The 25,822-nt window shown below is 44.6% G+C and carries 28 protein-coding genes and 1 tRNA gene; 15 read left to right on the top strand and 14 right to left on the bottom strand.

Annotated features, from left to right (window positions below; all coding sequences use genetic code 11):
- Positions 1 to 50 precede the first annotated feature (50 nt).
- On the bottom strand, positions 51 to 1,670 hold the full coding sequence (locus ICE93_RS06205) for an NAD+ synthase (RefSeq protein ID WP_216186576.1): 1,620 nt from the start codon (positions 1,668 to 1,670) through the stop codon (positions 51 to 53).
- Positions 1,671 to 1,704: 34 nt separating this feature from the next.
- The gene (gene ppa / locus ICE93_RS06210; protein ID WP_216186578.1) at positions 1,705 to 2,241 is read right to left on the bottom strand and encodes an inorganic diphosphatase; all 537 of its coding nucleotides are present in this window, start codon (positions 2,239 to 2,241) and stop codon (positions 1,705 to 1,707) included.
- Positions 2,242 to 2,424: 183 nt separating this feature from the next.
- Between ppa and ICE93_RS06215 the strand changes: the two genes are divergently transcribed.
- Positions 2,425 to 4,485 carry a sodium-translocating pyrophosphatase gene (locus tag ICE93_RS06215; RefSeq protein ID WP_216186581.1) on the top strand — a complete coding sequence of 687 codons (2,061 nt, stop codon included), beginning with the start codon at positions 2,425 to 2,427 and terminating at the stop codon, positions 4,483 to 4,485.
- Positions 4,486 to 4,561: 76 nt separating this feature from the next.
- Here ICE93_RS06215 and trxB read toward each other — a convergent pair whose 3' ends face one another.
- Positions 4,562 to 5,518 (bottom strand): thioredoxin-disulfide reductase, encoded by a 957-nt coding sequence (gene trxB, locus ICE93_RS06220; RefSeq protein WP_216186583.1) that lies wholly within the window; start codon positions 5,516 to 5,518, stop codon positions 4,562 to 4,564.
- A 39-nt stretch (positions 5,519 to 5,557) separates the two neighbouring features.
- Between trxB and ICE93_RS06225 the strand changes: the two genes are divergently transcribed.
- The 4 genes from ICE93_RS06225 to ICE93_RS06240 are packed head-to-tail and all read left to right on the top strand — an operon-like array spanning position 5,558 to position 10,340.
- The gene (locus tag ICE93_RS06225; RefSeq protein ID WP_216186585.1) at positions 5,558 to 7,870 is read left to right on the top strand and encodes a DNA translocase FtsK; all 2,313 of its coding nucleotides are present in this window, start codon (positions 5,558 to 5,560) and stop codon (positions 7,868 to 7,870) included.
- 10 nt (positions 7,871 to 7,880) lie between these two features.
- Positions 7,881 to 8,561, top strand: coding sequence for an outer membrane lipoprotein carrier protein LolA (locus tag ICE93_RS06230; protein ID WP_216186587.1), 681 nt, complete (start codon positions 7,881 to 7,883; stop codon positions 8,559 to 8,561).
- 52 nt (positions 8,562 to 8,613) lie between these two features.
- Positions 8,614 to 9,924, top strand: a complete 1,311-nt coding sequence (serS, locus tag ICE93_RS06235) for a serine--tRNA ligase (protein WP_216186589.1) — start codon at positions 8,614 to 8,616, stop codon at positions 9,922 to 9,924.
- Positions 9,925 to 9,935: 11 nt separating this feature from the next.
- The gene (locus ICE93_RS06240; RefSeq protein WP_216186591.1) at positions 9,936 to 10,340 is read left to right on the top strand and encodes a hypothetical protein; all 405 of its coding nucleotides are present in this window, start codon (positions 9,936 to 9,938) and stop codon (positions 10,338 to 10,340) included.
- 75 nt (positions 10,341 to 10,415) lie between these two features.
- Here ICE93_RS06240 and ICE93_RS06245 read toward each other — a convergent pair whose 3' ends face one another.
- Positions 10,416 to 10,838 (bottom strand): type II toxin-antitoxin system VapC family toxin, encoded by a 423-nt coding sequence (locus tag ICE93_RS06245; protein ID WP_216186593.1) that lies wholly within the window; start codon positions 10,836 to 10,838, stop codon positions 10,416 to 10,418.
- Entirely contained in the window at positions 10,838 to 11,083 is a 246-nt protein-coding gene (locus ICE93_RS06250) for an AbrB/MazE/SpoVT family DNA-binding domain-containing protein (protein WP_216186595.1), read from the bottom strand. The genes ICE93_RS06245 and ICE93_RS06250 overlap by 1 nt, the downstream gene beginning before the upstream one ends.
- A 133-nt stretch (positions 11,084 to 11,216) precedes the next feature.
- Here ICE93_RS06250 and ICE93_RS06255 point away from each other — a divergent pair.
- A tRNA-Ser gene (locus ICE93_RS06255) sits at positions 11,217 to 11,306 on the top strand.
- 101 nt (positions 11,307 to 11,407) lie between these two features.
- Here ICE93_RS06255 and ICE93_RS06260 read toward each other — a convergent pair.
- Genes ICE93_RS06260 through ICE93_RS06275 form a run of 4 tightly spaced genes read right to left on the bottom strand, consistent with a single transcriptional unit; the run spans position 11,408 to position 16,967 of the window.
- Complete coding sequence (locus ICE93_RS06260; RefSeq protein ID WP_216186597.1) at positions 11,408 to 12,082, bottom strand: bifunctional 2-polyprenyl-6-hydroxyphenol methylase/3-demethylubiquinol 3-O-methyltransferase UbiG; 675 nt, start codon at positions 12,080 to 12,082, stop codon at positions 11,408 to 11,410.
- Between the two features lie 39 nt (positions 12,083 to 12,121).
- Positions 12,122 to 13,504 carry a TolC family protein gene (locus ICE93_RS06265; RefSeq protein ID WP_216186600.1) on the bottom strand — a complete coding sequence of 461 codons (1,383 nt, stop codon included), beginning with the start codon at positions 13,502 to 13,504 and terminating at the stop codon, positions 12,122 to 12,124.
- A 15-nt stretch (positions 13,505 to 13,519) separates the two neighbouring features.
- Positions 13,520 to 13,729: a DUF2892 domain-containing protein gene (locus ICE93_RS06270; protein WP_216186602.1), complete on the bottom strand. Its 210-nt coding sequence runs from the start codon at positions 13,727 to 13,729 to the stop codon at positions 13,520 to 13,522.
- Between the two features lie 19 nt (positions 13,730 to 13,748).
- Positions 13,749 to 16,967: an efflux RND transporter permease subunit gene (locus ICE93_RS06275; protein WP_216186604.1), complete on the bottom strand. Its 3,219-nt coding sequence runs from the start codon at positions 16,965 to 16,967 to the stop codon at positions 13,749 to 13,751.
- Positions 16,968 to 17,067: 100 nt separating this feature from the next.
- On the opposite strand from ICE93_RS06275, the gene ICE93_RS06280 reads away from it, so the two are divergent.
- On the top strand, positions 17,068 to 17,376 hold the full coding sequence (locus ICE93_RS06280) for a metalloregulator ArsR/SmtB family transcription factor (protein ID WP_216186606.1): 309 nt from the start codon (positions 17,068 to 17,070) through the stop codon (positions 17,374 to 17,376).
- A 25-nt stretch (positions 17,377 to 17,401) separates the two neighbouring features.
- Here ICE93_RS06280 and trxC read toward each other — a convergent pair whose 3' ends face one another.
- Both trxC and ICE93_RS06290 read right to left on the bottom strand, forming a co-directional pair.
- Positions 17,402 to 17,821 (bottom strand): thioredoxin TrxC, encoded by a 420-nt coding sequence (gene trxC, locus ICE93_RS06285; protein WP_216186608.1) that lies wholly within the window; start codon positions 17,819 to 17,821, stop codon positions 17,402 to 17,404.
- 23 nt (positions 17,822 to 17,844) lie between these two features.
- A complete protein-coding gene (locus tag ICE93_RS06290) occupies positions 17,845 to 18,156 on the bottom strand; it encodes a hypothetical protein (protein ID WP_062306418.1) in 312 nt (103 codons plus the stop codon).
- A gap of 151 nt (positions 18,157 to 18,307) precedes the next feature.
- Here ICE93_RS06290 and ICE93_RS06295 point away from each other — a divergent pair, with 151 nt between their 5' ends.
- From ICE93_RS06295 to ICE93_RS06305, 3 genes are all read left to right on the top strand, one after another.
- Positions 18,308 to 18,643, top strand: coding sequence for a hypothetical protein (locus tag ICE93_RS06295; RefSeq protein WP_062306415.1), 336 nt, complete (start codon positions 18,308 to 18,310; stop codon positions 18,641 to 18,643).
- A gap of 63 nt (positions 18,644 to 18,706) precedes the next feature.
- Positions 18,707 to 19,087: a rhodanese-like domain-containing protein gene (locus ICE93_RS06300; RefSeq protein WP_062306413.1), complete on the top strand. Its 381-nt coding sequence runs from the start codon at positions 18,707 to 18,709 to the stop codon at positions 19,085 to 19,087.
- 119 nt (positions 19,088 to 19,206) lie between these two features.
- Complete coding sequence (locus ICE93_RS06305; protein ID WP_255533228.1) at positions 19,207 to 19,329, top strand: DUF3149 domain-containing protein; 123 nt, start codon at positions 19,207 to 19,209, stop codon at positions 19,327 to 19,329.
- Positions 19,330 to 19,747: 418 nt separating this feature from the next.
- On the opposite strand, the gene ICE93_RS06310 is transcribed toward ICE93_RS06305, so the two are convergent.
- The 3 genes from ICE93_RS06310 to ICE93_RS06320 all read right to left on the bottom strand — a co-directional run bounded on the left by ICE93_RS06310 (position 19,748) and on the right by ICE93_RS06320 (position 21,682).
- Positions 19,748 to 20,098 (bottom strand): DUF3147 family protein, encoded by a 351-nt coding sequence (locus ICE93_RS06310; RefSeq protein WP_062309684.1) that lies wholly within the window; start codon positions 20,096 to 20,098, stop codon positions 19,748 to 19,750.
- A 90-nt stretch (positions 20,099 to 20,188) separates the two neighbouring features.
- Positions 20,189 to 20,998, bottom strand: a complete 810-nt coding sequence (locus ICE93_RS06315; RefSeq protein ID WP_216186610.1) for an energy transducer TonB — start codon at positions 20,996 to 20,998, stop codon at positions 20,189 to 20,191.
- Positions 20,999 to 21,001: 3 nt separating this feature from the next.
- Positions 21,002 to 21,682 (bottom strand): metalloregulator ArsR/SmtB family transcription factor, encoded by a 681-nt coding sequence (locus ICE93_RS06320; RefSeq protein WP_082784110.1) that lies wholly within the window; start codon positions 21,680 to 21,682, stop codon positions 21,002 to 21,004.
- Positions 21,683 to 21,716: 34 nt separating this feature from the next.
- Between ICE93_RS06320 and ICE93_RS06325 the strand changes: the two genes are divergently transcribed.
- From ICE93_RS06325 to ICE93_RS06345, 5 genes are all read left to right on the top strand, one after another.
- The gene (locus ICE93_RS06325) at positions 21,717 to 22,142 is read left to right on the top strand and encodes a hypothetical protein (RefSeq protein WP_062309686.1); all 426 of its coding nucleotides are present in this window, start codon (positions 21,717 to 21,719) and stop codon (positions 22,140 to 22,142) included.
- A complete protein-coding gene (locus ICE93_RS06330) occupies positions 22,143 to 22,598 on the top strand; it encodes a rhodanese-like domain-containing protein (protein WP_062309688.1) in 456 nt (151 codons plus the stop codon).
- A 3-nt stretch (positions 22,599 to 22,601) separates the two neighbouring features.
- Positions 22,602 to 23,216, top strand: coding sequence for a class I SAM-dependent methyltransferase (locus ICE93_RS06335; protein WP_216186612.1), 615 nt, complete (start codon positions 22,602 to 22,604; stop codon positions 23,214 to 23,216).
- A gap of 260 nt (positions 23,217 to 23,476) precedes the next feature.
- Positions 23,477 to 24,634: an efflux RND transporter periplasmic adaptor subunit gene (locus ICE93_RS06340; RefSeq protein ID WP_255533227.1), complete on the top strand. Its 1,158-nt coding sequence runs from the start codon at positions 23,477 to 23,479 to the stop codon at positions 24,632 to 24,634.
- Positions 24,631 to 25,821 carry an ABC transporter permease gene (locus tag ICE93_RS06345; protein ID WP_216186614.1) on the top strand — a complete coding sequence of 397 codons (1,191 nt, stop codon included), beginning with the start codon at positions 24,631 to 24,633 and terminating at the stop codon, positions 25,819 to 25,821. The genes ICE93_RS06340 and ICE93_RS06345 overlap by 4 nt, the downstream gene beginning before the upstream one ends.
- Position 25,822: the final 1 nt, after the last annotated feature.

Consider the following 25,822-nt stretch of genomic DNA (forward strand, 5'->3'; position numbering starts at 1 on the left):
CATACCTAGAACTTCAATGGCTTGCCAAAAAATGCCTATTTTCTGGACGTCTAGGCTCTAAATTGTGATGTGATTGGATAGCGCCAATCCCGCCCAAAAGCACGGGTTGTGACACGAACCCCTGGGGGCGCCTGACGGCGCTTATATTCATTGAGCTTAATGAGGCGAGTAACTTTTTCTACGCTCTCCGCATCAAAGCCTGCGGCAATAATCTGGGCGATCGATTGGTTTTGCTCCATGTAGCGCTCAACAATACCGTCTAACACTTCATATGAAGGCAGGCTGTCTTGATCTTTTTGGTCGGGGCGCAATTCTGCTGAAGGGGCGCGAGTCAAAATACGTTCTGGAATGATCGGCTTAATGCTATTGCGATAAGCGCACAAGCGATACACCAAAGTCTTGGCAATATCTTTAATCACTGCAAAGCCGCCGGCCATATCTCCGTAGAGAGTGCAGTAGCCAACAGCCATTTCACTTTTGTTACCGGTAGTTAAAACCAGGCGACCGGTTTTATTGGATAGAGCCATGAGTAGGGTGCCGCGTACACGTGCCTGAATGTTCTCTTCAGTGGCATCGACCTTTAAGCCTTTAAATTGTTCGGCTAGAGAAGCCTCTAAAGCATCAACTGGTCCGCTGATCGGAATCTCATCATATTGCACACCTAGGTTCTGTGCCATCTCCCGTGCATCGATCCAGGAGATGTCTGCCGTATAGCGGGAAGCCATCATGACTGCACGTACCTTGTCAGCGCCTAGAGCGTCTACAGCAATTGCAAGAACCAATGCTGAGTCCACGCCGCCAGATAGCCCAATGATCACGCCAGGGAAGCGATTTTTGGTGACATAGTCACGTACACCTAAGACCAATGCTTGATAGGCCTGCGCTTCAACAGACTGGGGTGGGGTAATTGAGCCTTTTTCCAGTTCGCCGGATGAGGAGGCTGTAACAATGCCTAAACCCGTTTCAAACTGAGGCATGGCCATTACAACCTCACCTTTGCTATTTAACGCAAATGATCCGCCATCAAAAACCAATTCATCTTGGCCACCAACGGCATTGACATAGACCAGCGGCATTTTGGTTTGAGCAATATGGTCACGCAGTACATCAATGCGTAGTGCTTCTTTTTTCAAGTGATAGGGTGATGCGTTTGGCACAAGCAGCACTTGTGCGCCAGCGGCATGTGCTTGTTTAGCGGGGCCAGCATGCCAGGCATCTTCACACAGAATTAATCCGTAACAAATGCCTTCGCATTCAAATACACAAGCTTGATTACCGGGAACGAAGTAACGTACTTCGTCGAAGACTTCATGGTTAGGCAATTCCTGTTTTGCATAGGCTGCAATGACTTTGCCGTTTTGTAAAACGGAAGCGTAGTTTTGCAAGCCTGCTGCTGTCTTTTTAGGGTGTCCGACGATAACAGTCAGATCAGAATACTGAGCGAGCTCTTTCATTAAGAGTTCAAGTTGCTCTTGCGCTGCTGCAATAAAAGCTGGGCGGAGCAATAGGTCTTCTGGGGGATAGCCAGTGAGCGAGAGCTCAGGGGTTACTACGAGTTTGGCGCCTTGGGAATAGGCCTCTAGAGCGGACTTGTGAATCAGTTGCGCGTTGCCAGCCAAATCACCCAGTAATGGGTTGATCTGGGCTAAAGCAATTTTTTGTGCACTCACTCCGATTCACAAAGCCTTTTAATAATTTAAAAAATTACTTGTTCTCTTTGTTGTAGCGCTCGATACCTTCCAGGATTTCCTGGTGAGCTTCTGCAACGCCACCCCAACCCTTCACTTTTACCCATTTGCCTTTTTCAAGATCTTTATAGTGCTCGAAGAAGTGTTGAATTTGGTTTAAGCGCAAAGGATTGATGTCCTCTGGTTTTTGCCAGTGAGTGTAGATAGGCAAAATTTTGTCTTCTGGAACAGCTAACAGCTTTGCGTCTTGACCGCCTTCATCTTCCATTTGTAAAACACCAATTGCGCGGCAGCTAACAACCACACCTGGGATCAATGGAAATGGAGTAATCACGAGAACGTCAACAGGGTCGCCATCACCAGCAATTGTTTTATTGATGTAGCCATAGTTACATGGATAGTGCATTGCAGTACCCATAAAACGGTCAACGAAAATAGCGCCACTCTCTTTATCTACTTCATACTTGATTGGATCCGCATTCATTGGGATTTCAATAATGACGTTGAAGCTCTCAGGGATCTTTTTACCTGGCTTGACGTTGTCGAGACTCATAAATACTCCGAATAGTGATTAGTAAATACCCTGATCCTATAGAGGGGGCGCAGGGGTGATTCTGTTACATACTGGTACTACTTAAAGACCATAGTTTAAAGCTTTCGGGAACCGGGTCTACCTAAGTGCAGGTTATGCAAATCAATAAAGATTAACAAATGATTAACTTTAGGGAGTTCAAGCATGAGTAATGTCACTTTAGGCTTGTATTTTGCCTTGGCGTGCGGTGTCCTGGCCGTGGTTTACGGTTTTGTGATGCGCGGCTGGATTTTGAAGCAAAGTACGGGCAATGCCAAGATGCAAGAAATTGCGGAGGCGATTCAGCAGGGTGCGGCAGCCTATTTGGCACGCCAATATAAGACGATCGCCGTAGTTGGGGTAATCCTGACCATTTTGATGGCGCTCTTCCTCGATTTTGCGACTGCCATTGGTTTTGTTATCGGCGCCGTGCTTTCCGGTGCTTGCGGTTTTATTGGTATGAATGTCTCAGTGCGTGCAAACGTTCGTACTGCAGAAGCAGCTACTAAGGGAATGAATGAAGCACTCAATGTGGCGTTTAAAGGTGGTGCCATTACCGGCATGTTGGTAGTGGGCCTCGGCCTCTTGGGTGTTGGCTTGTTCTTCATGTTCCTTGTCTCTATTGGCGCAGGACAAGACCTCTCTTCTGTATTGCACCCACTAATTGGTTTGGCATTTGGCTCTTCGCTGATTTCAATTTTCGCCCGTTTAGGTGGTGGCATCTTTACTAAGGGCGCAGACGTTGGTGCTGACTTGGTAGGAAAAGTGGAAGCGGGTATTCCTGAAGATGATCCACGCAATCCTGCGGTGATTGCTGACAACGTTGGCGATAACGTTGGCGACTGTGCCGGTATGGCCGCTGATTTATTTGAAACGTATGCAGTGACTTTGATTGCAACCATGGTGTTGGGTTCGCTCATGGTGACTGGGGCACCAGTAGCAGCGATCATTTATCCATTAGTACTCGGTGGCGTTTCAATCATTGCCTCCATCATCGGTTGCTCGTTTGTAAAAGCTACGCCTGGCATGAAGAATGTGATGCCCGCTTTATATAAAGGTCTCATCATTGCCGGTGGTTTGTCATTGATCGCTTTCTACTTCGTCACCAACTACGTCATGCCGGACGACGCTTTGGGCATTCCTGGTAGTCAATGGCGTTTGTTTGGCTCAACAGTAGTAGGTCTCTTACTAACAGCAGGCTTGGTATGGATTACTGAGTACTACACCGGCACGCAGTTCAAGCCAGTACAGCATATTGCTGAAGCTTCTACTAAGGGTCACGGTACAAACATTATTGCTGGCCTTGGTATTTCGATGAAGTCGACTGCTTATCCAGTACTGTTTGTATGTGCTGCAATTTTCGCAGCATATTGGCTGGCTGGCTTGTACGGCATTGCAATTGCAGCAACCGCTATGTTATCGATGGCCGGTATTGTGGTTGCACTTGATGCTTACGGTCCAATCACTGATAACGCTGGCGGTATTGCAGAGATGGCAGGTTTGCCACAATCGGTACGCGATATTACCGACCCATTAGATGCGGTTGGTAACACTACTAAAGCAGTTACCAAAGGTTATGCGATTGGATCTGCTGGTTTGGCATCACTCGTGCTGTTTGCTGACTACACCCATGCTTTAGAGGGTATTGGTCAACAAGTGTCATTCGACCTTTCGAACCATATGGTGATCATTGGTCTCTTTATCGGCGGCATGATTCCTTACTTGTTTGGCGCCATGGCCATGGAAGCAGTTGGTCGTTGCGCTGGTGCGGTGGTTGAAGAAGTGCGTCGTCAGTTCCGCGACATTCCTGGAATCATGGAGGGTACAGCTAAGCCAGAATACGGCAAAGCAGTGGATATGCTTACCTCAGCAGCGATTAAAGAGATGATCATTCCTTCACTCTTGCCAGTGGTTGCGCCAATCGTAGTTGGTCTCTTGCTAGGACCTGCTGCATTGGGTGGCTTACTCATGGGTACGATCGTGACTGGCTTGTTTGTGGCGATCTCGATGTGTACTGGTGGTGGTGCTTGGGACAATGCAAAGAAATACATCGAAGAGGGTAACTTTGGTGGCAAAGGTTCTGAAGCGCATAAAGCTGCAGTAACTGGCGATACTGTAGGCGACCCTTACAAAGATACTGCAGGTCCTGCAGTAAACCCACTGATTAAGATCATCAACATCGTGGCATTGCTTATCGTGCCATTACTGCCAGTGATCTCACGTTAAGTACTCAAGGTGCAACAAACAAAAACGCCTAGCATTGCTAGGCGTTTTTCATTCAAAGCTTACGTAGCTGAAAATATTATTCCAAGGTTTCTAGGTAACGCTGCGCATCTAATGCAGCCATACAACCTGTACCAGCGCTAGTAATCGCTTGACGGTAGATGTGATCTTGCACATCGCCTGCAGCAAACACACCAGCGATATTGGTGGCAGTGGCGTTGCCTTCCAGTCCTGAGCGGGTCTTGAGGTAACCATTGTTCATATCGAGCTGACCAACAAAGAGTTCGGTGTTTGGCTTGTGGCCAATCGCAATAAAGGCGCCAGTCACAGCGATATCTTCGGTGCTGCCGTCTTGTTTCTTAATGCGGACACCAGTAACGCCTTTTTCATCGCCAAGCACTTCATCGAGAGTAGCGTTCAATTTGAGCTCTACTTTGCCTTCGGCCACTTTCGCCATTAGGCGATCGTTCAAGATTGGCTCGGCACGGAATTTATCGCGACGGTGAATCACGGTTACTTTATTCGCAATACCTGTGAGGTAGAGCGCTTCTTCAACAGCAGTGTTGCCACCACCCACTACGCAAACATCTTGATTGCGGTAAAAGAAACCATCGCAAGTAGCGCAACCAGAAACACCGCGACCCATAAATGCTTCTTCACTTGGTAAGCCGATGTATTGAGCAGAAGCACCGGTACAAATAATTAAGGCATCACAGGTGTAAGTTCCAGAATCGCCAACCAAACGAATCGGCTTCTCTTTTAATGCTGCAGTATGGATGTGATCAAAAATGATTTCAGTATTGAAACGTTCAGCATGCTTTAAAAAGCGATCCATGAGCTCAGGGCCTTGAACGCCATCCGCATCCGCAGGCCAGTTTTCAACATCGGTCGTGGTCATTAATTGACCGCCTTGCGCTAGCCCAGTAATGAGGGTGGGGTTCAAATTGGCTCGGGCAGCGTAGACAGCAGCTGTGTAACCAGCAGGGCCAGATCCGAGGATGAGAACTTTGGAGTGTTTTGGGGTATTTGTAGTCATATTCAAATTATAGATTTGCTTGATTACAATCGGTAGAACATGGCAAGAACCACATATCCGAAGTCCAAGGCTCCATTGAGCCCCGAGCCCCCAGAGAACGGCGGGCAGGGCAGGATGCCCCGCCTCCTATTAGAGGTCCGCTGGTTCATCTCCCTAGGCCTTTGCCTGGGCTTATTTGCCATATTGCTGACCTATTCCAAGGCTGATCCAGCTTGGTCCCATGCCAGTTTTGAGGCTCCCAAGAACCTGGGGGGTCGTTTTGGGGCTTATTTAGCAGATTTAATGCTGTATGTATTTGGTGTTTCTGCCTTTTGGTGGGTAGCCTTGTTTGGTCGCCGCGTCCTTAATGGCTGGCGTGAGCTTTGGAGCATTCCACTCCCACCAGATCCAGAGGCAAAGCCAGACTCCTTATTAATGCGCTGGATGGGCTTTGGCCTGACTTTAGCGTGCAGCATGGGCCTTGAGTCTATTCGTATGCATTCGCTGTCCTGGGAGCTCCCTAGACCCCCTGGCGGCATTTTGGGAGAGCTGATTGGCGACCCATTGCAAATGTCCCTTGGATTTACTGGCGCCACCCTTGTTTTGTTATTCGGTCTATGTGCTGGTCTCTCTCTGTTTATGCATTTTTCCTGGTTGGATGTCGCAGAAAAAGTAGGACGTTTCTTGGAAGTATCTTTCCACCGTATTCGACAACGTCGCGATAGCGAAGAAGATCGCAAGCTGGGTGAAGCTGCTGCTGAAGAGCGCGAAGAGTTTGTAGAAGAATTCCGCGGCCGAGTTGAAGTTGCTGCGCCAGTGCAAATTGTGCGTGCGCCTGTAGAGATTCCAAAGAGTGCTCGGGTTGAGCGTGAGAAACAGCAACCTTTGTTTGTGGATATTCCGGACTCTGAGTTGCCACCACTCGCATTGCTTGATCCAGTGCCCGAAGCAAAAGAAACGATTTCTGCTGAAGTGTTGGAATTTACATCTCGTTTGATCGAGCGCAAGTTAGCTGAATTTAATGTTCAAGTAACCGTCATCGCCGCATATCCAGGTCCAGTGGTAACGCGCTACGAGATTGATCCAGCGGTTGGTGTGAAGGGTAGTCAAATTGTGAATCTTTCACGTGACTTGGCTCGCTCATTAGGCGTAGTCAGCATGCGTGTAGTAGAGACGATTCCTGGTAAGACATGCATGGCTTTGGAATTACCAAACCCAACACGTCAATCTGTTTATCTGTCAGAGATTCTGACATCACAGGTATACAACGACAACCACTCATTGCTGACTCTAGCTTTAGGTAAAGATATTTCTGGTAGTCCAATGGTGGCTGACTTAGCGAAGATGCCGCACTGCTTGGTTGCGGGTACTACAGGTGCTGGTAAGTCTGTTGGTATCAACGCCATGATCTTGTCATTACTCTTTAAGGCTAAGCCTGATGAAGTGCGGTTGATCATGATCGATCCAAAGATGCTAGAAATGGCAATCTACGACAAGATCCCACATTTGCTTTGCCCAGTAGTAACGGATATGAAGCAGGCTTATAACGCCCTGAACTGGGCCGTAAATGAGATGGAGCGCCGCTATAAACTGATGAGTAAGTTTGGTGTGCGTAACTTAGCTGGCTTTAATAAAAAGATTGCTGAAGCAGAAGAAAAAGGTGAGAAGCTCACCAATCCATTTAGTCTGACCCCGGATGATCCTGAGCCAATCTATAAAGCACCAGTGATCGTCATCGTCATCGACGAGTTGGCTGACTTGATGATGGTCTCCGGCAAGAAGATTGAAGAGTTGATTGCACGTATTGCACAAAAGGCGCGTGCTGCTGGCATCCATTTGGTTTTGGCAACACAACGTCCAAGCGTCGATGTGATTACTGGCTTGATTAAAGCCAACGTACCAACGCGCATCTCATTCCAGGTGAGCTCGAAGATTGATAGCCGCACGATTTTGGATCAGCAGGGCGCGGAAGCATTGCTCGGTATGGGTGATATGCTCTACATGGCTCCAGGTACCGGCTTACCTGTGCGCGTGCACGGCGCCTTTGTATCTGATGATGAAGTGCATCGTGTGGTTGAGTGGCTCAAAGAGAAGGGTGAAGCTAACTATATTGATGGCGTCCTCGAAGGCGCGGATGAATCCAATGTCGATGCATTGACTGGCGAGAGCGGTGGTGAAGCTGACCCACTCTACGATCAAGCCGTTGCCATTGTTCTTGAGAACAAGCGTCCATCGATCTCATTAGTGCAACGTCATCTGCGTATCGGTTACAACCGTGCCGCACGTCTCCTTGAGGATATGGAGAAAGCAGGCCTCGTATCGAAGATGGGTAACGGTGGCAATCGCGAGATTTTGCATCGCCCATCTGAATAAGGCAGTCATTTTGCAAAGATTGATATCTGCAGCGCTCCTTGGAGTAGCAATTCTATTTTCTAATGCGGCCCACTCCCAAGCTGAGAGTGGTGCTGAGCAATTACGTCAATTTGTGCGTAACTCTAAAACTGCTGAAGGTGATTTTGTGCAGCAGCAGTTGCGCGCACCAAAGGCCAATGAGCCACAAGACAAGGGCCTGAAAGTGCTGCGTCAAACGCAAGGACATTTTGTATTTCAGCGCCCAGGCCGATTTATTTGGGAAACACAAAAGCCTTATGAACAGAAGTTGATTGCTGATGGCAAACAATTAATTTTGTGGGATAAAGATTTAAATCAAGCAACTTTTCGTCCGGCAGGACAAGCCTTGGCTTCTACACCGGCAGCCATTCTGTTTGGCGAAACTTCATTGGACCAGCACTTTGACTTAGTTGAAGGTGAAGAGCGCTTGGGAATGAAGTGGGTCTACCTAAGTCCTAAAAAAGATCCTAATGCGAAGAACAAAAATGATCTTCCGTATACAAAAATCTCTATTGGCATGGCTAACGGCCTACCAAAAGTGCTTGAATTAACAGATGGCCTAGGAAGCGTCGTTCTGGTTACTCTGGATAAGATCCAGCTTAATGTTAATTTGCCTGCCAATCGCTTTACCTTTACTCCGCCTGCAGGAGCGGAAGTCTTGCGCTTAAACTAGAGCTACATATTCACTAAGTACTAAAACAGAACAAACCAAACCAGAGCAACATATGATTGATCCGCAATTACTCCGTAAAGATATCGCCGCAGTTGCTGCACGCTTAGCAACTCGCAAGTTCCAGTTGGATGTTGAGAAATTCAACGCATTAGAGTCCGAACGTAAATCGTTGCAAACCCGTACCGAAGAATTGCAAGCCAAACGCAATCAATTGTCTAAAGCGATTGGTATGAAAAAAGGTAAGGGCGAGGATGCCTCTACTGAAATGACTGAAGTTGCACAAGTCAATACCGATATGGAGTCTGGTGCGGTTAGGTTGGGCTCGCTCCAGGCAGAGATTGCTGATTTCTTAATGGGTATCCCAAATCTTCCCGATGAATCTGTTCCTGCTGGTAAAGACGAAACCGAAAACAAAGAAGTAAAGCGATGGGGTGAGCAACCGATTTTTGATTTTGAGATTAAAGATCACGTAGATCTTGGTGGTCCTTTAGGGCTTGACTTTGAAGTGGCAGCTAAGATCAGTGGTTCACGCTTTGTAGTACTTAAAGGGCCTATTGCTAGATTGCACCGTGCCTTGGCACAGTTCATGATCGATACACATACTACAAAGCATGATTACCAGGAGGTGTACGCACCCTATATGGTGAACGCTGCTTCTATGCGTGGCACGGGTCAATTACCAAAGTTTGAAGAGGATCTGTTCAAAGTCCCGCGTCAAATGGGTGGTGAAGACGGCAATGGCGAAGCTAAAACAGAAAACTTCTATCTCATCCCAACTGCCGAAGTGCCTGTAACCAATCTCATTCGCGATGAAATCGTGAATGCTGATAACTTGCCTATGAAGTTTGTAGCTCACACACCGTGCTTTCGCTCGGAAGCCGGTAGCTATGGTCGTGATGTGCGCGGCATGATTCGTCAACATCAGTTTGACAAAGTAGAGTTAGTGCAAATTACTAAGCCAGAGGATTCAATGCAGGCCTTGGAAGATCTCACTGGCCATGCTGAGCGTATTTTGGAATTACTTGAATTGCCATACAGAAAAGTATTGCTCTGCACGGGCGATATGGGCTTTGGTAGCACCAAGACTTATGACTTGGAAGTTTGGGTGCCTTCACAAAATGCTTATAGAGAAATTAGCTCATGCTCCAGCATGGGTGATTTCCAAGCCAGACGTATGCAGGCTAGATTTAAAGCTGGTCAAGGTAAGCCAGAATTGGTCCACACTTTAAACGGCTCGGGCTTAGCTGTAGGTAGGGCATTGGTTGCCTTGCTGGAAAACAAACAACAAGTCGATGGCAGCATTGCTATTCCCAAAGCACTGCAGCCTTATTTGGGTGGCTTAGAAGTACTCAAACCAATGTAATGTTTCAGTAAATGAAAAAGTTCTCATTACTCATGACTCTCATTTGCTCAGCATTGATCTCGCCGGCTGCTTTGGCTGGTGACAAAACCTATCGATGCGAGGTTTTGAGTGATGCCTATATAAAAAGTAATGGAGAGTTAGATATCGTTAAAGATAGTCCCCGAATTGGTCAAGAATTTGCGGTAGTTAAGAAAACCGGTGAGGTTATTGGTGATGTGATGGATTCTCTGGGAAAGCCTAAGCTAATCGCAGCTGGCGGCAAGGGCAATCCTTATAAAGTGATTTGGACGAAAAATTCTGCAGGTAAAGATAGCGCCTTTGTTGACTATCTCAGTATCGAAGGATTTGCAAAAGATGGTAAGTATCCTTTTGGATTTTTCTCTGGCGTACTCTTAATGACGGGTGTGTGTCAGTAAGGCGCTCCTCTGGCCTGAATTATTAGTGGCTTTACCCCAAGTTATAGATAACTTGGTGACGCGATGACAGAAGTCTTAAATAACGATAGTTTTTATTTTCAAACGAGAAGCATTCTTTTCGAGTACTTTATCAAGAGTGACAATTGATTTCGCTTTAAAAGATTTTGCTGCTGCGAGATGGAGTGCATCACCAGCCCTGAGGTTTGACTTGCTGTCAATTACTAGGATCCCTGCAGAGTAATATGTTTTGCTCTCAATGGGCATTAGCTCGATATCATTTTGGCAAAGAATGTCAAATTTTTTCCAAGCCTCGCGACTCTGCTTTTCTGTTATTTGATTGGTTCTGACTTTAAGACTAAGTGCGCTGGAAAATTCAGTAAATGTCCAGGTGGATGAAATCATTTTTGCAGAGCTACTATCATGCCATCTATCAACAGCATCGCTTTTCTGTTCAGTTGTACATAACGCCACAAAAATACTTGTATCAATGTAGATCATCAATAGCGCGCCTTTGAGCGAACCTCATCCATTACTGATGTGCCCATCTTCAACGTAGCCCTGAATGCTCTTAGTTGAGCGGCGATCTCTTTACGTTCTAGTTTCTGGGGTCGAATAATTAATGAGCCATCCTTTGAGAGAGTTGCTTCAACCTTATCCCCCTCTTTAAGCCCGATTTCTTTGATAAATGTAGCGGGGATGCGAAGTGCCAAGCTATTGCCCCATTTAGAAATTTGGATATTCATGATCTAGTCCCATATAGATATACTTAAATGTATATCTATATTAATCGCACCTATCCAGTTTGCCTAGCTCATGCTTAAGTCCCTATCGACCATATGGCTGCATGTATCGCTGGATATAATGATTTACCGGTTCGGAGAGGTGGCAGAGTGGTCGAATGTACCTGACTCGAAATCAGGCGTAGGGTCAAACCTACCGAGGGTTCGAATCCCTCCCTCTCCGCCAAGTCAATAAGTATTTCAAGGGTTTGCAAAGATGCAACATCCTAGTTACCAAAATCGTTACCAAATATATCCGTGGCGAGATTCAAACCCGCGTTCAACGGATTATGAAAACATTGGCATCATAATTGCCGCTATGATGAATTGCCATATTGATACGGGTTTTTTTATTGCTACCGCTCCCACTAAAGCCGACATTCCAGAATGTGCTTTGCCTTCACTTAATTCTGCTTCATAGACTTTTAGTACTTCAATTTTTGTATTCTTAAGTAAATTCTTTATAACTTGTTCTGTGTACAAATTTTCAATCTGACTTGGTCCGCCGGTTTTATATTCCAATTGCTTTGGTGTGTAACCTTGAAGAATTAAGACGCCGCCTGGTTTTAATGCTAACAACATATCTTTAAATAATCTGGAGCGTTCTTTGGGATTCGAGAATTGAATGAATATCGCAATGACTGCATCGTAATCGCCTGCCTCCCAATTGATAGATTCACAATCTGATACGACGTAATTGACCGATACATTTTTGCTGCTAGCAAACTTTTTTGCTTTCTCAATTGCAATATCAGAATAATCAAACGCATCAACTTGGTGATTCTGCTGGGCTAGCCAAGTAGAGTTTCTGCCTTCGCCATCTGCAACACACAAAATTCGTGCATTCTCTTTGAGGTACTTTGGAGCCATCTCTTGTAAAAATTCGTTTGCTTCAGTTCCAAATAGGAAACCTTCGCTATTAAAGCGGTCATCCCACATTTTTTTGGCTTCTAAATGTTTCATCTGATTTTTTCTCGTTCTTCTAAGATTGCATTTGTTGAATCAATTAAGGTAGGCATTCACCATTGAAAGATCCTGCTCTGAGATTTCACCGGTAAGTGCAGCTATGCGTAACCGATTCAGTAGGTAGTTCACTTTTTCCATATAAAGTGCATAGTCATTTGCGATGAGGTCACTTTCAGCTCCCAAAAGTTCCATCGTGGTGCGAGAACCATTCGAATACCCGATCCGTGTAGAGCTTAACCTTGCTTCTCCAGTCTTTTGGGCATTTGATAGTGCCGTTAACTTATCCTTTGCGCCATAGAGCGAATACCAAACCGATCTTAAAGTTCTCTCTAAATTCTGCTCAGACTTGTTGTACTCGGCTTTAGTTTTTTCAACTAAGAGCAATGACTCCTCTTGCTTGGCTGTGCGGTAGCCGCCAGTATATAGAGGGATTGAAAGCTGTAATCCAACAAGATAATTATTAGTTGCTGTATTGCTGGCGGGACCAAAATTACCAGATCCACTTAAACTATCTTTAGAGGACTGTGCAACCGCATCGAGCTTAGGTGAGGCTGCTGTACTGTACTTTTCAGCCTCTTCTTTTGCTGCTTTTTCTTGCGTTGAAAGCATTTGCAGTTGGAGGTTTTGGGACTTTAACTTTCCTACATGTGTTTCGAGGCTTGGAAGTGATAGTTGTGCAACATTTAAGTTGATTCTTGATGTGTCAATATTGACTGCGCCTCCATATAAATCCTGTAAGGCGAGTTTTTTGACGGAGAGATTATTGCTTGCATCTAAGGCGCGTACTTTTATGGTGTCCAATCGCTCGTTTGCTTCTTGCATATCTGTTTGACTGGCATCGCCAAGCCTAAAGCGCTTCTCAATTTGTTGGCGAGTATTGGCAATTGCTGCTTCTTGTTTTTTGACCAATCTAACGGCCTCTTCGGCACTAAGGACATCGAAATAGCGTTCAGCAACCAACAAAATTAGATTTTGGTTAGCTATCTGAGCCCCAAGATTGGATGCATCAGCCGAGAGATTGAGATGTCGGCTTTGGGCAAGGCGTTCGCGGTTATAAATTGATTGGGTAGCGCCGACGGTATATCGGTTAACGAAACCATTATTAACTGAGGTATTGAAATTAGCCCCATTAAAAGTCCCCATACCTGGCGCATAGAATTGCGCACCAGTAGTTGAGGTGTTATAGCTCATGCTGCCGGTGAGGGCGGTTAAGTTGACGCTTGGAAGCCATAAGGAAGTTCCCTGATCACGCCTTTTCTCTCCAGCCATCTGCTCATACCGACTGGCAATGAAATCCGGGTCCCTATTTTGTGCTTCATGCCATACCTCCATTAAGCTTGTTGCCATTGTTGGATTGGATGAAATGGCTAGCAACGCCATCGCAGCTGCTGCAAAAGGTTTTATATCAAGAAGTTTCATTGGTAACCTTTGAATTTATGCGCCAGCTTTAGCGCCCAACTTACGAACAATTGTTTCCATGAGGCACCAGCCGGTTAAACCACTTTGCAAAATATTGGCGCCAACAAAAGCGGTAAAGGCTAAAAACCATTCATTTGCGAACCCTGGACTTCCAGGGGCGCCAAGCGCTATTGAGATCAAAATGAAAGTGCCTGCAATGATGTCAACAATTTTCCAAGAGGTCATGATGAATTCCTTAGATTAATTAATCAGTAGATTTGAGAATTTTGTCTGCTCGATGAGCATAAGCCGAGTAATACAGCAAGGGAATTACCACTAAGGTGAGTGCAGTTGATACCAGAATCCCAAAGATTAATGAGATTGCAAGGCCGTTGAAAATAGGATCATCCAATATAAAGAATGCCCCTAGCATTGCCGCTAACCCTGTAAGTGCAATAGGTTGGGCTCGCGTGATGGCAGCATCCACCACGGCATCCTTAAAAGCAATTCCTTGGCGAACCTGGAGGTTAATAAAGTCAACTAGCAGTATTGAGTTACGCACAATGATGCCAGCCAGTGCAATCATGCCAATCATGGAGGTTGCTGTAAATTGCGCGCCGAGCAGAGCATGCCCAGGCATTACCCCAATAATCGTGAGGGGAATCGGCGCCATGATGACGAGTGGTGTGAGATAGGAGCCAAAGTGCGCTACAACTAGTAGATAAATGAGTATTAAGCCAACTGCATAAGCAGCGCCCATATCACGGAAGGTCTCATAAGTAACTTGCCATTCACCATCCCACTTAATAGCATAGCTCTGGTAAGGATTGCTAGGAGCGGCAGTAAAGAATTCTTCCACTTGCTTGCCATTTGAATCTTTAATTTCCCTGGTCAGCGATCTAGCCTTAAATAAGCCGTACAAAGGGCTATCCACTTTTCCGGCGGTATCTGCAATAACATAACTTACTGGCAGAAGATCCTTGCGATAGATGGTTTGCTCTCGGTCTGCGTCTGCGATAGAAACTAGCTGGCCTAGAGGCACCGCCTCCCGCTGTGAGTTTCTGACAGTCAATTTCAGCAACTCTTTTAATGAGTCCTGTTTATTTTCTGGGAGTCTAATTTCAGTAGGCGCGGGGTATTTGGATTTGTCATGAACGTAAGCAATATTTTCTCCGGAAAGCCCAGCCTTCAAAGTTGTCACGATTGCTTGTTGAGAAATGCCCATCAGACTTGCCTTATGACGATCAACTAACAAGAATTGCTTTGGTGATTTTGCAATGCTGCTGTCATCAATGTCGACAATGCCATCGGTTCTCTCAAGAGCGGATCTTACTGATTTACTAACATTCAGTCTGCCCTCTGGGGTGGGGCCATAGATCTCGGCAACGATAGGTGAAAGGACTGGGGGGCCTGGAGGCACTTCTACCACCTTGACATTGGCGTTATATTTTTTTGCAATCTCTTGCAATGCTGGGCGAATGCGACTTGCAATAAGATGGCTTTGATCTGAGCGATGGTGCTTATCTACGAGGTTAACTTGAATATCGCCTAATGCTGGATTTTGTCTAAAGTAGTACTGGCGTACCAAGCCATTAAAGTTTATCGGGGCGGAAGTGCCTGCATAAATCTGGTAGCTACTTACTTCAGGAGATTTAGATAAGGCTCCCCCCATTTCCCTCAAAACCTCTGAGGTCTTTTCGACCCTAGTGCTTGGTGGCATATCCAAGATCACTTGAAATTCTGACTTGTTATCAAATGGCAACATCTTTAATACCACTAAGCCAATCATTGGCAGTGAGAGTGAAATCAAGATTGCTACAATCACCCCGCCTGCCAACAATTTTCTATTTCTTTTTCCAAATTGATCACTTAGCAGGGGATCAAATATTTTCTTAAACTTCGGGCTGATCCACTGGGCTAGATTGAAGTGTGCCTTTTGACTGGACGAATGTGGAGCAAGCCAAATTCTCGCCATCCAAGGTGTAACCATGAAGGCAATTGCTAGTGATAGCAGCATGCCCATACTTGAATTAATTGGAATGGGGCTCATATACGGACCCATCAGCCCACTAATAAATGCCATGGGTAATAGTGCGGCAATCACAGTAAGCGTTGCTAAAATAGTAGGCCCGCCAACTTCATCTACTGCGCTAGGAATAATTTCTTTTAAGCTTTTATTGGGGAATAGCAGTTGATGTCGATGAATGTTTTCAACTACCACAATGGCATCGTCCACCAAAATTCCAATTGAAAATATCAAGGCAAAAAGGGAGACTCTATTGATGGTAAATCCCCAGGCCCATGAGGCGAATAATGTTGTAGCCAAGGTAAGAACAACCGCTGAGCCAACAATCATTGCCTCTCTACGGCCTAATGCAAAGAAAATTAGAGCTACTACTGACAATGTCGCAAAAATGAGTTTTTGGATTAACTTCGTAGCCTTTTCATTGGCAGTTTCGCCATAGTTACGGGAGACTGCAATTTCAATATCTTTTGGTATTAAGGTGGATCTTAGAAATTGCAACTGATTTAAAACTTGGTTTGACACGTCAACGGCATTCTCGCCGGGTTTCTTGGTAACTGAAATAGTGACGGCTGGATGATCTGCAGTACCATTTTCTGAGGCTTCTGCGTGCCAAACTAGTCTTTGATTTTGGATTGGTCCATCAATAACTGTGGCTACATCTTTGATATAGATAGGATTGCCTTGACGAACCCCCAAGGCAATATCTTCCACGTCCTCTAGGTTTTTCAGAAATGGGCCAGTCTCAACCGCAATTGATCCTTGCTCAGTGAGTAAGTCTCCTACCGGCATTCCTAGGTTGGCTGTTTCCAGCGCCATTCTAAGCTCGGGAATAGTCACGCCTTTAAGAGCCATCCTCTCGGGACTGACTTCAATTCGGATCGCGCGTTTAGGTCCACCAATAGTGGTAACTTCCCGAGTGCCCTTTATTCGCTTCAAGTCTATTTCAATTCGGTTGGCTATTTTTTCCAACTCATAAGAGCTAATTGATGAATTTTTAGAAAATAAAGTGAGGGTAAGCATTGGAACATCATCTATGCCTTTTGGCTTAATGATGGCAGGCATGACTCCAAGCCCTTTCGGTAGCCAGTCTGAATTTGCTGCTACGGTGTCATGCAGCCGTACCAATGCTTCCGTCCTTGGTACCCCAACTTTAAATTGAACGGTGATGACTGAAAGCCCAGTTTGAGACATTGACATCACATGTTCGATCCCAGCAATCTGCGAAAGTACTTGTTCTGCCGGTATTGAAACCATTTCCTCTACGTTTTTAGCGCTTGCACCAGGAAAGGGGATGATGACATTAGCCATCGTCACATTAATTTGAGGCTCCTCTTCACGCGGAGTCACGATGATGGCAAATAAACCTAAAAGCAAAGCAAGAATCGCTAGCAGGGGGGTAATTTGTGCCCCTTGAAAGAATGCTGCTATTCGGCCTGAAATCCCTAGTTTTTTATCCATGACTCTGCATTCGGTTATTTAATTTACTTAATTATATTATATAATAAAGTAAAATGAATGAGATGTGCGAATTTGTTCTAAAAAATCTTGGGGGCCTGATATGGCTGTGAATATGGATCTGGAAAGAATGCAGGAGTCTGCAAATGAGGCTTGTAGGCTACTTAAAACGCTAGGAAATAGCGATAGATTGCTATTGTTGTGCCAGATAAGTCAAAGTGAAAAGTGTGTTGGAGATCTCGAGAGTGCCTTAGGAATACATCAACCCACGCTTTCTCAGCAATTAACTGTATTACGCAATGAGGGTTTGGTTCAAACTAGGAGGGAAGGCAAGCAGATTTATTATTCACTATCTAGTGAGGTAGCGCTTGATGTAATGGGTATTCTCTACAAGACCTACTGCAATCACTAGTTAAATTATTGATTTAATGCATTTTTTAAAGTATTCGCAAAATAAACTGATCTAACTGTTGGGCAGAAAGTGCTCCACTCACCCTCTCCATTTCGGCACCATTTTTAAAACCTGCCAAAGTTGGAATTGATCTAATTGAAAATTCCTGACCGATTGCTGGATTTGCTTCGGTATCGAGTTTGATGTGAAGAATACTTTCACCATGCTTTTTAGCGCTAGATAGAAAGGTGGGGGCAAACATTTTGCAGGGACCGCACCAAGGAGCCCAAAAATCAACAAGGACAGGCATCTTGCTTTGGCTCAAGATTTCCTTAATGCTCGCTTGGTCGGCGTCGATAGGCCCTAAGAGTAGGCTCGATTTACAAATCCCGCAAATGGGCTTTTGATTAATTCTATCTAGTGGTAAGCGATTAAATTTATGACAGCTAGGGCACTTGATCAGCATGATTTCACCTTTTAATTATTGAATCACCCAATAGATTGATGTACTTGCAGTAGTTTATAAATTGATTCGTGAATTGGTCCAGGTAGGGGCTCCATACCAGCGTCTCCGACCTGCATGCAGATTTGTCCTCTTAAGACAATCAGACCTTTCAATGTTTCGCGTTTATGAAAATGATCGTGCGTGCGATCAATATCGGCCGTTAAGAACTCATGCAAGTACGCATGATTGGATAAATCCAAATTCAAGGCAAAGGCAAGTCTGACAATTTCACGATTAAGCTCATGAATTGTTTTCTCATAATCATTTTCTTGTACTGGTCCTGAAATTGTATTCATATTTTTTTATTGTAGCGGGCAGGGAATGAATTTATAGGGTATTTGATCAAATTCTCCTCTTAGTGGGGTTGGCGCTCTTAATGGGTGGCGGTGAAATATGTTTGATTTAAAACAAAGTGGCGTGAATGAATTGAGCTTAGAGTAAGAGCCTATGAATACTCTCTTAAATATTCTTCCTGGCTTTGTAACATGCCCTCCTGGGGTTGAGCGAAAGATTCTTCATGGCGTGCCTGCAATATTGGGCATCGGAAGTTTAATCATTCTCCTTCCATCTATTGTGACCAGGGCCCTAGTTGCATATGACTATATTCAGGTTACAGGATCGACTATCAAGTTAATTGATATTTTGGTGATTGGTACCCTAGTGGTGTATTGGCTCACAATCCTTACTATAGCCATTGGGGCATTTTTGGTGAAGGTGATGAAGGGACCAGCATATGTTGCTGATGCTTATCCAATGGAAGATGTTGAACTTCCTCAGGTCTAACCTTCTTGCTTATCATTATATATTATCATATAATGATAATTACACCATTTAATAAGGATTGAGATGAAGACGGCACATGATTTGGTTGCAGCAGCAAAGTCTGAAATAAAGGAAGTTGAATTAGCTGATGCAACGCAGGCTATTCAGGATGCAGATGTATTGCTAGACGTCCGTGAGACAGATGAGTATGCAAGTGGCCATATCCCAGGTGCAATCCATATATCTAGAGGGCTACTGGAGTTTAAGTTAAGCAATGATCCGAGTTTTAGCGCTCGAGACATGAAAATTGTGTTGTACTGCAAGAATAGCGGTAGGGCAGCACTTGCATCTAAGGCCCTTCATGAAATGGGCTATCTTCATGTGCAGTCTATATCAGGTGGATTCGATGCTTGGGCAGCAGCAGGCGAACCTATTGCAAAGCCAGAAGCCATTAAATTCGAGTAATACCATCATAAAATATTTATCACTCTCATGTTGATATAGGCAATTTTTTTGATATCAGTCAAATTGATCTTTATTTGAAAGTTCTATAGTCATAAAGTAGGAGGTAGGTCAAAATGAAAATGTGGATAGAACTATTTGGATCTTTTGCTGGTCAGTTAAGTTTGGCTGTAATTTTATTTATGATTGGGATGGCTATTTTCTTTATCAGACTATTTGTTAAAAAAAGTGCTGAGGGCGGATAGATTATTTACCAACATCGGTCTGGGTTTTTGCCAGACTTCAAAGAAGCATTACTTTAAGTAACGCCTGGCGCATTCTTTAAAAGTGCTCTGGAGTAGCGAGGTATTGAGATCATTGCTCCAAAGCACTTTTTTTGAAATCCAATGGGTGAACTTGAGTTTCTTCTCCTCTTATCAAATTAGTCACACAAATACACGCACCGATATTTTGGAGGCGTAACCACACAAAATCCCAGTGTTTTTCTTTGGATTTCTGCTCTCATAACCCTTTGGTCCCAGGTTCAAGTCATGACGGGCCACTAAGAAGCGCTTAAACCATCTTCGGCTGATTTTATTATCTGCGACCGTCTCTTATGGGTCGGCAGCTGCCTAACGCTAGAAACTGGCCCAAAGTCTCATATCGGCCAATAAATGCCATTGCCTATAGCAGATTAATTCCAAAGCCCTTCATCATCAAGGCAAATAGGCCAAAGCAGATGATAGTTGCCACTACGCAAGCCCCCATCGTTAGCCAAAATCCTAACTTTGGAAGTAGCAGTGGAAACAATAGAAACATTGGCAATGTTGGAATTACATACCAAAAGGTGTAATAGGCATGATTGGCTATCTTTTCCTCGGGCTGGTTTTCAACATACAACCACACCAGAGTTAAAAGCGTCATCAAGGGCAATGCCGCAATAAAGCCACCCAGTCGATCGCTTCGCTTTGCAACTTCAGAAATGAATACAACCATCCCTGCTGTTAGGAGATACTTAGTAATAATCCAAGCCATAGACGCCTTAAGTGTTTTTGCTTGCCCCATTATAGGAATATCGTTTAAAACGACATTACAAATATATGCGCATAGACGTATGTACGTGAACTACTTTCTTTGATTTAGATTGCTTGACCCCCATTGATCTAGCTGTCGCTGATTATGAGCGGCCACACCTTCAATAGAATCCTGAGGTAATTGTTTGAGGCACTCTGCTAATGCTTCAGGACCGAGCTTTTCGGCAGGCTTATTTTGTTTTATCCCTTGCGGTGATTTGCCATCCCATGCGAATGGATTGTTAAATGATGGTGGATCAGGTAAACAGTCATCACTGTAAATGGGTGTGTCATCAGTAGCAAATGGCGTAAATGAAATTGTCTTTTCAAAGATGAGTGGTTTGCCAGTTGGCGTGGGCGGTGGCGGTGGCATTGAATAAATTGCTTTACGAGCAAGGGCTTCAGCCTTATCAGATGTCTTCCAGAGTGTTTCAACTTTAGTGATGCTTCCATTTGGAGCAATCTCGATTCTGAATCTCACCTGCCCTTGATCGGCACCTTCAACAGCTGTTCCCATCATGCTACGCACTTGCTTGCCCCAGGTGTGTCTGTAGCCTTTACTATTTTTTAATGTGTAGGTTGAGGCAAAAGCCCATTCCTCTGCTGTTGGGGCATTTGGAGCTGCTTGTGTTGCTGGGGCCTTCTTTGTGAGCGTCTGATTCTTCTGGATGTTGACGGGCTCTTGCTTTTCTTGCGGCTCGTTCAGTTTGATAACAACGACATCTTCTTTAACTGTTTTTAGCGGCTTTACTGTTGATGGAGCCCATAAAAGTAGAAAGCAGACATGTAAAGCTAAAGAAAGTACAAGCGCCGACTTAAAAGCAGACTGTGGCGTTTGAATAAGGCGATTAAGACGGAACAATCACTACTCGTCTTGTTTAGCTAGCTTCAAATTCATATTGAGCCAATTGGGTATGCCATCTTCTGCTCGTACTGCCTTAAATCCTTTTTCTCTGAGGCGCTTTACAGCTTCATAAGATAGTACGCAGTACGTGCCCCTACAGTAAGCGACAATCGTTTTAGATTTTGGAAAATCCCCCAATCTCTCTTCTAATTCCTCAAGGGTGATATTGAGTGCCCCTTCAAGATGGGAGTGAGCGTACTCTTCACTAGGCCGCACATCTAAAAGCGTGATTTCTCCACGCTTGGCTAATTTAAGTACTTGATTAACTGGCATGCCTTCTAAGCTATCTCGCGAGGTGAGGTACTTATTGACGAGGCTATCGACTTCTTCAATGTGGCGCTGTCCAACACCTTGTAGCTTTAAGAACAAATCAATGACATCTGAGTCCGCTATCTCATAAACAATGGATTTACCTTGTCTGATCGTATTCACAATGCCTACTTGTTTAAGTACTTGTAGATGTTGCGATACATTGGCAATTGGCAGCTTAACCTTTTTAGCTAGGTCTTCAACAGCTGTAGGGCACTGAATAATCAGTTCAATCAGCTCTAAGCGCACTTCTGAGCCAAGGGCTTTCCCGAGTTTGGCAAATTGCTCGAACAGTTTTTGCTTGAAAGTAGATTTTTGTCTAGGCATAATCATTCAATGATTTTATTGAATATAAGTGAGGGTGTAAATGCTTAAAAAGCTCGTGGGGGTCATTATCTCTTTGTTCTCATTAAGCGTTCTTGCTAACAGCCCTGTCCCGCTAGAGATTAACGGGCAAAAAGCCTTGGTATTCATTAATCAAGATCCTCCTGGGACCAGATGTAACACCAATGTTCAAATTGCCGCAGAAATTGCTAATGCGTATCGACTACCAATTTTGGTTCTGCCCCAAACAGCCGTTCCGCCATTAACGCCAGCTCCTTCAGTTTGGTACAACGGACAAAACATAGCGGCAAGTGGTGGCGCTCACAATGGCATGGTGAGCTATCAAATCATTGCGGACATTCTGGAGTTAGAGGGAACCACCAAGCAGAAGAAGCAAGGTAAGTTATTTAACGATAGCGTGAGACCTGAATTCGATAAGTTCAAATCAACTATTAAGACTGGGAAATAAATGAGAAAACTATTCATTGCGCTTGCGCTCACATCATTCATAGCAAGCCCTACATTTGCTGATAACAAAGCTATTGCTGTTGATGAGATGGCGGGTTATCTTGAGTTTGTGGACTATGGCGGTGCTACGATATTTCCTGAGCAGATACCCGCAGAAGAATATAAGAAGATGATGGTGATTGATGCTAGAGATAAGGCTCAGTTTGATAAGAGCCATATTCCTGGAGCAGTCAACATTGAGTGGCGCCAAGTCTTGGCACAAAAGGATAAGATTCCTAAGAACAAGCCTGTCTTAATCTACTGTAATACCGGCAGTCTCTCAGCGCAGGCAGGCTTTGCTTTGCGTGTTGCTGGCTATGAGAATTTGCGCATTCTTCAGGGTGGCTATGAAGAGTGGAAAACTAAAGGTGGCATGGATGCTTACAAGAAGGCTGTTAACAAACAGCCTAAGCACTAGCAAATGAACAAAAAAGAACATTGGGAGAAGGTCTACGGCGACAAGGCACCGGATGCGCTGAGTTGGTATGCGCCACACCTTGATACATCCCTCAGTCTTATTCATCAAGCAGCACACAGTAAAGATGCCGTCATTATTGATATTGGTGGTGGCGAATCTACGCTAGTTGACGACCTTTTGTCTGAGGGTTATGAGGACATCAGCGTTTTAGATATTTCTCAAAAAGCAATTGATGTAGCTAGGGATCGTATTGGTAAGCGGGCTGTTCAGGTTCACTGGTACTGCGCTGATATTACACAAGCAACATTACCGCAAGGCTATTTTGACGTTTGGCACGACAGAGCCGTCTTTCATTTTTTAACTGAAGAAGCACAACGAGCAAGATATGTAGAACAAGTGATGCGCTCAGTAAAGCATGGTGGCTATGTGATTATGTCGACCTTTGGACCCGAGGGCCCTGAGAAGTGCAGTGGTTTAGACATCGTTCGCTATGACTCAGAAAATCTTCACAGTCAGTTTGGTCAGACATTCAAGCTGATTGACAGCTCAACAGAGCTCCATCAAACCCCTATGGGGACCACCCAGCAGTTCTTATATTGCTTTTGTAGGATGGAATAGGCTTTACTTAGCTTAGATATTTTTTTACCCAAGTAGGGATCGTTCGACGTAACAAGTTTGGTGTTAAAGCTATCATACATTATATAATAATATATAGTGTATGATAGCTTTAAATAGTGCAAAAAGATTAATATTAGGGATTAATAACGATTGCGTTGATTTCCATCGTAATAGGTAATTAAATCACCCCTTAAACAACTAAAGGGAGCATGATTAAAAGATAGGCATCTTTTATTCAAGTACATTAATGGCTCAAAAAAATGAATAGCACCATTAAATTAAAAGAACTCTTAAGTTCGCTTCTACTCCGAATGCGTGAATTGAACATTACCCGCCGTCAATTACTGATGGGTCTCACGCTTACATTTTTATTAGTCGTATTTGGATTTGTTGTTCTAAATTCTGGGCCTTTAGCGTCCACAAAAGTGACGACCATTAAAGTCAGCGACCAATCGCTTGCACCCACACTATTTGGAGTGGGAACAATTGAAGCGAGGCGGTCATATTTGATGGGACCAGTAGTTGCTGGACGCGTTTCAAACGTATATGTAGATGTAGGCAATTTGGTTAAAGAGGGTCAACTACTTGCCGAGATGGATTCTATTGATCTGAATCAGAGAATGATTGCTGCTGAGGCACAAGTGACTGATGCAAAGGCACGCTTACTGCTGGCTTCTGAAACGTACAAGCGATATGTGGAGTTGGGAAAGAAAAATTTTATTAGCCCAATTGTTGTTGAAGGCAAGTCACAGGAACTCAATTCAGCAAAAGCGATTGTTCAAAAAACAACTGCTGATTTGGCTGGGCTTAAACAACAAGAGCTTAATATTAAATTAAGGGCTCCAGTAGATGGGATCATTACATCTAGAGATGCCGAGCCAGGCTCAACCGTTATTGCTGGTCAGGCGGTTTTAAAATTAATCGACCCAACGAGCCTATGGATTAAGACGCGTTTTGACCAAGGTAAGTCAATGGGATTAGCCGTTGGCTTAGATGCAAATGTGATATTGCGCTCTAATCCACATCACCCAATCTCGGGCAAGGTAGTTCGCGTTGAGATGCTCAGTGATAGTGTCGCGGAAGAACGCATTGCCCAAATTGAAATGATAGATATGCCCAAGACTGTTTCAATTGGGGAGATGGCAGAAGTGACATTGCAATTAGCCTCTAGTGAATATGGCCTTAGCTTGCCCAATGCAAGCATTAAAAAGAGGGGTGATGAAACTGGGGTATGGGTGCTCAAGGATGGCAAGCCCCATTTTGCTCGGGTACAAATTGGACAAAACGGCTTAAATGGTCAAGTGGTTATTCTGAGTGGACTTAAGAGTGGTGATGAAGTTGTTCTCTATAGCGATGCTGAAATTAAAGAAGGGCAGCGTATTAAGGTGGTTGATTCTTTATTGAAGAAAACGCCGTGATTAGCCTAGCGGGTCGTGACATTGCGCATTCTTGGGGTAAGTTTGCTCTAACGGGATTGGGCCTCGGACTGCTAATCGGTGTCACTCTAACAATGGCAGGGGTATATCGAGGCATGGTGGATGATGCCATGGCCCTACTAAACAATAGCGGTGCAGATCTTTGGGTGGTACAAAAAGATACCCAAGGCCCTTATGCTGAAGCATCCAGCATTCGAGATGACTATGTAAGAGGCGTGCTGGGAATGCCAGGCGTTGCACGCGCAGCTAACATCACCTATCTCACAATGCAGGTTCGTAAAGGGCAGAGTGACACTAGAGCCATGGTGGTTGGGGTAGAAAGTGGGCAGCTTGGTGAGCCGGCCTATTTGATTTCTGGTCGACACATAGTCCAATCACACTATGAAGCTTTAGCGGATATCAAAACGGGGTTTGAGCTAAACGACCTCATTCAAATTAAGCGCCATCAGTATCGGGTAGTGGGTTTAACTCGACGCATGGTTTCATCGGGCGGTGATCCAATGGTATTCATTCCAATTAAAGATGCACAAGAGGCGCAATTTCTAAAGGACAACGATGCGATTCTGAATGATCGCGCCAGAAACGTAGCCAATCCCAGTTTGAATCGCCCCATTCCTGGGTTATTGGATGCTATTACGGCATCGCAATCTACCAATCACAGTGTGAATGCCATCCTTGTTCAAATCCAAGAAGGAAGAACTCCGGAGGAGGTGGCTAAACCAATCCGTCGCTGGAAACATCTTGAGGTGTATACAAGAGCGCAGATGGAAGAAATCCTTGTTGCCAAGTTGATTGCAAATTCTGCGAAACAAATTGGTATGTTTCTAGTGATCTTGGCGGTAGTAAGCGCTGCCATTGTGGCTTTCATTATCTACACCATGACCCTAGGAAAGATTAGGGAGATTGCCGTGTTGAAATTGATTGGCACTCAAAATAGCACTATTGCTAGCATGATCTTGCAACAAGCCCTTGGATTGGGTTTAATCGGGTTTATTGTGGGAAAAACTTCAGCTACTTTTTGGGCGCCGCTGTTTCCAAAATATGTTTTATTGGAGCCGATAGATGCAGTCATCGGATTCATTTTAGTGATGGTCATATGCGCTTTAGCTAGTACCTTGGCGATCAGGACTGCATTGCTAGTAGATCCTGCCCAAGCGATAGGGGGCTGAT

The sequence above is a fragment of the Polynucleobacter sp. MWH-HuK1 genome (assembly GCF_018881815.1).
GTDB lineage: Bacteria > Pseudomonadota > Gammaproteobacteria > Burkholderiales > Burkholderiaceae > Polynucleobacter.